Consider the following 5,016-nt stretch of genomic DNA (forward strand, 5'->3'; position numbering starts at 1 on the left):
GGGCGGTAGCGCGCCGGCCGCAGCCTGCTGCGGCCGGCCCTCCGCGCCCTCGGCAAAGTCCTGCCAGATGACCATGTCGCCCCGCCCCGCGATCACCACCCGGCAGGGCCGCGGCAGGCCCCAGGCCAGCGCCTCGGGCGCCTCGACCCCGATGGCGGGGATGCCCAGGGACAGGGCCAGTCCGCGAGCCGCCGCCACCGCCACCCGGATGCCGGTGAAGTTGCCCGGCCCCGTGCCCACGCCGATCGCGTCCAGGTCGCCCCAGCCCAGGCCCGCGCCGGCCAGCATCTCCTCCAGCATCGGCATCAGGCGCTCCGCCTGGCCCTTGGTCATGTCCTCATGGACCGCCGCCAGAACCGCGTCGCCGCGCAGCAAAGCGGCCGCGCAATGCGCGGCCGATGTGTCGAACCCCAGAACCACTGGATCGGGGGTGATCCGGTCAGGCAACGGGCCTGACCTCGACAACCTCGGGGATGTAATGACGCAGCAGGTTCTCGATCCCCATCTTCAGCGTCAGGGTCGAGGACGGGCAGCCCGCGCAGGCCCCCTGCATGTGCAGATAGACGATGCCGCGATCGAAGCCGTGGAAGGTGATGTCGCCGCCGTCCTGCGCGACCGCGGGGCGGACGCGCGTGTCCAGCAGCTCCTTGATCTGCACCACGATCTCGGCGTCCGGACCTGCTTCATGGGCGACATGGCCGCCCGTGTCCGCCGCCGCGCCCTCGATCGCCGGGGCACCCGACTGGAAATGCTCCATGATCGCGCCCAGGACGGACGGCTTCAGGTGATCCCACGGCACCTGGTCGGCCTTGGTGACGGTCACGAAATCACGGCCCAGAAACACGCCGGTCACGCCGTCCACCGCAAAGATCCGCCGCGCCAGGGGCGATGCGGCCCCGGTCTCGGGGGTCGGGAAATCGGCCGTGCCGCTGCCCAGCACCGTCTCTCCGGGCAGGAATTTCAGCGTTGCGGGGTTCGGCGTCGTCTCGGTCTGGATGAACATGGGGGCGCTCCTTTGATCCCGATATGGCGATCCGGGGCGCTTGGGTCAAGCCGCCGGGGCTCTCAGGTGATGGCCTCCAGCCGCTCCTTGGACAGATCGCCGGGCACCAGCGAAATGGCGCAGGGCAGGGCGGTCGGGTCGCGCATCAGGCGCGTCAGGACCGGGTTGGTGCTGCTCTTGTCCGAGGACAGGCCCAGCACGACCACGCCGATCTCTCCGTCCTCGGTGATCTGGGCCAGCAGCTCCTCGGCGGTGTCGCCCTCGCGGATGACCAGCTCCGGCTCGACTCCGGGGCGCGACCGCATCCATTTGGCAAAGACCTCGAAATGCGCCTCGATCCGCTCGCGGGCCTCGGCGCGCATCACGTCTGCCACGCCGAATCCGTGCTGGATCTCCTCGGCGGGAATGACCGACAGGATCACGACCGCTGCCCCCTGGGACTTGGCCGCGCGCATCGCGGCAAAGCGCATCGCGTTCAGGCATTCCCTGCTGTCGTCCAGAAGGACCAGAAATTTCCGCATCGTGTCGCCGGACCTCCGCCTCTTTCGCCCCGACAGTGGCCGAAGTGCCATGCCCGCGCAAGTCAGTGCGCAGGAAAGCGCCGCACCCGTTTCCAATGCTTGCATGTCGTGCTAGTCGCGATGAGGTTGACTGGCGTGAAATGTGCAATGCGGACGGTGTCGTGACGATCCACCATGATTGGGAAAAGGCCGATGCCGCGCATCTGGGACCGCTCAGCGCGCCCCGGATGGCATGGTTCATCGGCGAGGCGCGGGCTCCCGGCGTCAATCCCATGCCGGTCTCCAAGCGCGCGTTCGACCTGATCCTGGTGCTGATCCTGCTGGTGCCGCTGTCGGTCGTGATGCTGACCGTCGCGGGATTGCTGCTGCTGCTGCAGGGCCGGCCGATCCTTTATGCCGCGCACCGCATGCGCGCCCCGAACCAGCCCTTCACGCAGTGGAAATTCCGCACCATGCTGTGCGAGGAGGACGATTTCGGGGCCACCGGCGCGCACAAGGCGTGGCGCATCACGCCGATGGGCCGCTTCCTGCGCCGGTCGCGCATCGACGAGCTGCCGCAGCTGTTCAACATCCTGCGCGGCGACATGAGCTTTGTCGGACCCCGCCCGCCGCTGCGCGAGTATGTCGAACGCTTTCCCGCCGTCTATGCCCAGGTGCTGCATTCGCGCCCCGGCGTCACCGGGCTGGCCACGCTGATCTATCACCGCCACGAGGACCGCATCCTGGCCCGCTGCAAGTCGGCCGAGGCGACCGAGATGGCCTATTACCGCCGCTGCCTGCCGGCCAAGCTGAAGATCGACCTGATCTATCAGCGCCATCGCAGCCTGCGGCTGGATCTGTGGATCCTGTGGAACACGCTCAAGATCGTGATCTCGCGCCGCGACGAACGCCCGCGCCGTCGCCGTCGCGGTCAGTCCTACCTGCCGATCGGCCCGTCGAAGGGGTCGCAGGGATAGCCCACCCCGGTCAGGTACAGGCCGTGGGGCGGACAGACTGGCCCGCAGGCCGCCCGGTCGCGCGCCGCCAGCGCCTGTCCCACCCGTTCCGGCGCCCATGATCCCGCGCCGACCCGTTCCAATGTTCCAACGATGGACCGGACCTGGTTGTGCAGGAAGGACCGCGCGCGCAGGTGAAAGCGGTATTCGTATCCCTGCGGGATGTCCGTGACCTCGATCCTGATCTCGTCCAGCGACTTCACCGGGCTTTTCGCCTGACAGATCGACGACCGGAAGGTGGTAAAGTCGTGATGCCCGACCAGATGGGCCGCGCCCGCGCGCATCGCATCCACGTCCAGCGGGTTCAGCACTTGCCACACTTGTCCGCGCCCATGCGTCAGCGGCGCCCGCCGCGCCACCAGCCGGAACAGATAGCGCCGCTCCACGGCCGAGAACCGGGCGTGGAAATCATCCGGCACCCGCGCCGCCCGCAGGATGGCGACGGGCGCGGGCTTCAGGTGCCAGTTCAGCGCCTCGGACAGGCGGAAGGGGTCCCATTCGCGATCCAGGTCGGCATGCGCCACCTGTCCGGTGGCATGCACGCCCGCATCGGTGCGCCCGGCGGCGGCAATGCGGCGGGTGGCGAAAGCGGGGTCCAGCCGCGCCAGCGCGGCTTCGATCGCGCCCTGGACGCTGGGCTGGTCGGCCTGCGCCTGCCATCCGGCAAAGGGCGCGCCGTCATATTCGACCTGCAGGGCAAAACGGGGCATCAGTCGCGCGGGACCTTCTGTCCCGGGAACGGGGTGCGCAGCAGATCGTCCAGCGTCTGCGCCTCGGCGCTTTGCAGGGCGGGGCATTCGGCAGGGTCGACGCGCGTCGCGGCGCCGGTCAGCCCCTCGCGGGCCAGCCGGTCGCGCAGGACCGACATCTCGACATCCAGCGCATCGCGGTCGCCGTCCATCAGCCGGTCGGCGCGGGCGATGAAGTCCTTTTCCAGATCGTCCAGGAACACCTCATAGTCGCGCCGCGCCTTCTGATCCTGCGTCCGCGCATAGAGGTCGGCAAAGCGGATCGTCGCGTCGCGCGCGCCCATCAGGTACACGCCCAGATAGCGCCGCGCGGATGCCAGCCCGGCGGGATTGTCGCGCACCCGGTCGAACAGGTGCCGCACGGATGCGTCGAACATCGCGACGCGCGCCACCAGCCTGCGGTCGCCGCTGCGCGCGATCGCGTCGCGCATCTGGTCCAGATGGCCCTCGGCCTCGTCGATCATGCGCTGTGCGCGATCCTGCTGAAAGCTGTCCACGCCCGCCGCGGTCTTGTCGCGCCACGGGTCAAGGCCGAAGGACAGCTGGTGCAGGGCCAGACCGGCCATGCCGATCAGCCCGGCCTCGGCCCAGACCCCCGGTTCGGCGGCCCCCAGGCCCAGACCGATCCCTGCCAGCACGCCGCCGAACAGCTTGCGCGGAATGGCCGGGCGCTTGGCCACGCGACGCGCGGCATAGGTCGCCTGCGCGACCAGCCCCTCGCGCGTCAGGACCATGCCGCTGGCAACCAGGCCGAAGGCTGCAAGGTCGGTGACCATCCCCGTGGCCCCCTGGAAGAACGCCCCCAGCAGGAAGGGCGTCGCCGCCAGGGTGATCCACTTGGGCCGACCCTCGTGCGGGTGGCGGGGGGTGGGGGGCAGGGATGCGCCCGGGCGCGTCCCCGGCTGCGCGTCGGGCGAAAAGCGCCCGCCGAAACGTTGCGACATGATGCCCCCTCAGCCCGCGCCGGCCACGGCCGCGTACAGCGTCAGCAGCAGCAGCAGGTAAAAGCTCAGCCGGCTTTTGGCAGTGGGCGACATGGTGATCCTTTCGGGCATCGTTCGCTCTTATATCGGCATCGGGGGCGCGATTTCAAACAGCCGGTCCAGCGCGGCCGTCAGCGGCGCGTCGTCTGCCAGGGCCAGCCGCACGGGCAGCGCCATCACCTTGGGGCGGAAAGGGCGGGGCAGGCGGGCCGCGTCCTTTTCGGTGGTGACCAGCTGCGCGCCGACCAGCCGGGCCTCGGTCTCCAGCCGGGTCAACAGCGCCGGGGTGAAGGGCTGATGGTCGTCCAGCGCCTCGGCCCGGACGATCTGGGCGCCCAAGCCCGTCAAGGTGGCAAAGAACTTCTCGGGGTGGCCGATGCCGGCAAAGGCCAGCACCCGGTGGCCGCGCCAGTCGAACCCCATCTGCAACGGTGCCAGCTGACCGCGCAGATGTACCGGCGCGCCGGGGGGCGGGGCAAACCCCGCCTGCGCCGCATCCGGTCCGATGGAAAGCAGCAGGTCGGCCCGCGCCAGCCCCACGGCCACCGGCTCGCGCAGCGGACCTGCGGGGATGCACAGCCCGTTGCCGAACCCCTTGGCCGCGTCCACCACGACGATGCCCAAGTCATGCGCCAAGGCCGGGTCCTGGAAGCCGTCGTCCAGGATGATCGCCTGCGCGCCGTCGGCCGCCGCGGTCCGCGCCCCCGCCACGCGGTCGCCCGCGACCCAGACCGGGCCGAACGCCGCCATCAGCAGCGGCTCGTC

7 protein-coding genes are annotated in these 5,016 nt (G+C 70.1%); 1 reads left to right on the forward strand and 6 read right to left on the reverse strand.

Annotated elements, in window-relative coordinates:
* From tsaB to FHD68_RS17590, 3 genes are all read right to left on the reverse strand, one after another.
* Positions 1-435 (reverse strand): tRNA (adenosine(37)-N6)-threonylcarbamoyltransferase complex dimerization subunit type 1 TsaB (gene tsaB / locus FHD68_RS17580; RefSeq protein WP_139086408.1); only part of this gene is annotated, 435 nt, incomplete at its 3' end.
* A gap of 4 nt (positions 436-439) precedes the next feature.
* Positions 440-1,003: a NifU family protein gene (locus FHD68_RS17585; protein ID WP_046001314.1), complete on the reverse strand. Its 564-nt coding sequence runs from the start codon at positions 1,001-1,003 to the stop codon at positions 440-442.
* Between the two features lie 62 nt (positions 1,004-1,065).
* Positions 1,066-1,524, reverse strand: coding sequence for a universal stress protein (locus tag FHD68_RS17590; protein WP_042250295.1), 459 nt, complete (start codon positions 1,522-1,524; stop codon positions 1,066-1,068).
* Between the two features lie 161 nt (positions 1,525-1,685).
* Here FHD68_RS17590 and FHD68_RS17595 point away from each other — a divergent pair, with 161 nt between their 5' ends.
* Positions 1,686-2,480: a sugar transferase gene (locus FHD68_RS17595; RefSeq protein WP_084693897.1), complete on the forward strand. Its 795-nt coding sequence runs from the start codon at positions 1,686-1,688 to the stop codon at positions 2,478-2,480.
* On the opposite strand, the gene truA is transcribed toward FHD68_RS17595, so the two are convergent.
* From truA to lpxK, 3 genes are all read right to left on the reverse strand, one after another.
* Positions 2,441-3,229, reverse strand: a complete 789-nt coding sequence (gene truA / locus FHD68_RS17600; protein WP_139086404.1) for a tRNA pseudouridine(38-40) synthase TruA — start codon at positions 3,227-3,229, stop codon at positions 2,441-2,443. The two genes, FHD68_RS17595 and truA, sit on opposite strands and share 40 nt — an antisense overlap.
* A complete protein-coding gene (locus tag FHD68_RS17605; RefSeq protein ID WP_127899157.1) occupies positions 3,229-4,212 on the reverse strand; it encodes a 5-bromo-4-chloroindolyl phosphate hydrolysis family protein in 984 nt (327 codons plus the stop codon). Before FHD68_RS17605 ends, truA begins: the two co-directional genes overlap by 1 nt.
* A 120-nt stretch (positions 4,213-4,332) precedes the next feature.
* Positions 4,333-5,016 (reverse strand): tetraacyldisaccharide 4'-kinase (gene lpxK, locus FHD68_RS17610; RefSeq protein WP_139086406.1); only part of this gene is annotated, 684 nt, incomplete at its 5' end.

This window comes from Paracoccus marcusii (genome assembly GCF_006151785.1).
Lineage (GTDB): Bacteria > Pseudomonadota > Alphaproteobacteria > Rhodobacterales > Rhodobacteraceae > Paracoccus > Paracoccus marcusii.